Annotated in this window: 8 tRNA genes and 1 rRNA gene; all 9 read left to right on the top strand. The window is 48.7% G+C overall.

The annotated features are described in order from the left end of the window. Positions 1-10 precede the first annotated feature (10 nt). The 9 genes from rrf (at position 11) to FBF83_RS20515 (ending at position 874) form a co-directional block, all read left to right on the top strand. Positions 11-127, top strand: a 5S ribosomal RNA gene (rrf, locus tag FBF83_RS20555). Between the two features lie 9 nt (positions 128-136). Further along, positions 137-212 (top strand) — tRNA-Val (locus FBF83_RS20550). A 35-nt stretch (positions 213-247) separates the two neighbouring features. Further along, positions 248-323, top strand: a tRNA-Thr gene (locus FBF83_RS20545). A 17-nt stretch (positions 324-340) separates the two neighbouring features. After that, a tRNA-Lys gene (locus FBF83_RS20540) sits at positions 341-416 on the top strand. Positions 417-423: 7 nt separating this feature from the next. Further along, positions 424-508: transfer RNA gene (locus tag FBF83_RS20535), tRNA-Leu, on the top strand. Between the two features lie 3 nt (positions 509-511). Next, a tRNA-Gly gene (locus FBF83_RS20530) sits at positions 512-586 on the top strand. A gap of 22 nt (positions 587-608) precedes the next feature. Continuing rightward, positions 609-685, top strand: a tRNA-Arg gene (locus tag FBF83_RS20525). Positions 686-710: 25 nt separating this feature from the next. Next, a tRNA-Pro gene (locus FBF83_RS20520) sits at positions 711-787 on the top strand. Positions 788-798: 11 nt separating this feature from the next. Continuing rightward, positions 799-874, top strand: a tRNA-Ala gene (locus FBF83_RS20515). Positions 875-1,058 lie beyond the last annotated feature (184 nt).

The raw sequence follows: 1,058 nt of genomic DNA, 5'->3' as shown, positions 1-1,058 counted from the left end.
AACCTGTTAGTCTAGTGATGATGGCGAAGAGGTCACACCCGTTCCCATGCCGAACACGGAAGTTAAGCTCTTCAGCGCCGATGGTAGTTGGGGGATCTCCCCCTGCAAGAGTAGGACGTCGCTAGGCTTATATAGTGGAGGATTAGCTCAGCTGGGAGAGCATCTGCCTTACAAGCAGAGGGTCGGCGGTTCGAGCCCGTCATCCTCCACCATATTTTTTCTTATAACCCGTAAGGGTACATATATTGCCGGCCTAGCTCAATTGGTAGAGCAACTGACTTGTAATCAGTAGGTTGGGGGTTCAAGTCCTCTGGCCGGCACCAGCTTTTCTTATTGAAAAGAGCCATTAGCTCAGTTGGTAGAGCATCTGACTTTTAATCAGAGGGTCGAAGGTTCGAGTCCTTCATGGCTCACCATGTATTTGCGGGTGTGGCGGAATTGGCAGACGCGCTAGACTTAGGATCTAGTGTCTTACGACGTGGGGGTTCAAGTCCCTTCACCCGCACCAATTGCGGAAGTAGTTCAGTGGTAGAACATCACCTTGCCAAGGTGGGGGTCGCGGGTTCGAATCCCGTCTTCCGCTCCATTTTTTCAAAACATTATAAGATGCGCCCGTAGCTCAATTGGATAGAGCGTCTGACTACGGATCAGAAGGTTAGGGATTCGACTTCTCTCGGGCGCACCATTTTATATTTTAATTCTCTTTTAAACGGGAAGTAGCTCAGCTTGGTAGAGCACTTGGTTTGGGACCAAGGGGTCGCAGGTTCAAATCCTGTCTTCCCGACCATCTATACCAACGGGGCCTTAGCTCAGCTGGGAGAGCGCCTGCCTTGCACGCAGGAGGTCAGCGGTTCGATCCCGCTAGGCTCCACCAAAAACCTTTTAAAAAAAAGGTGTTGACAAGCACTAATCACACATGATATGATGGTTAGGTCGCTGAAAACAGCAACGAAAGAGAAATCGATCTTTGAAAACTGAACGAAACGCCATGTAAGTAGTTGTTTCTACGGAAACAAAACATTGTTTTAAAAGCTAGATTAAGCTTTCTATCGGAGAGT

Source organism: Guptibacillus hwajinpoensis (genome assembly GCF_005144865.1).
GTDB lineage: Bacteria > Bacillota > Bacilli > Bacillales > Guptibacillaceae > Guptibacillus > Guptibacillus hwajinpoensis_A.
Note: the sequence above shows the minus strand (reverse complement) of the source record. Positions and strands in the feature narration are given on the sequence as shown.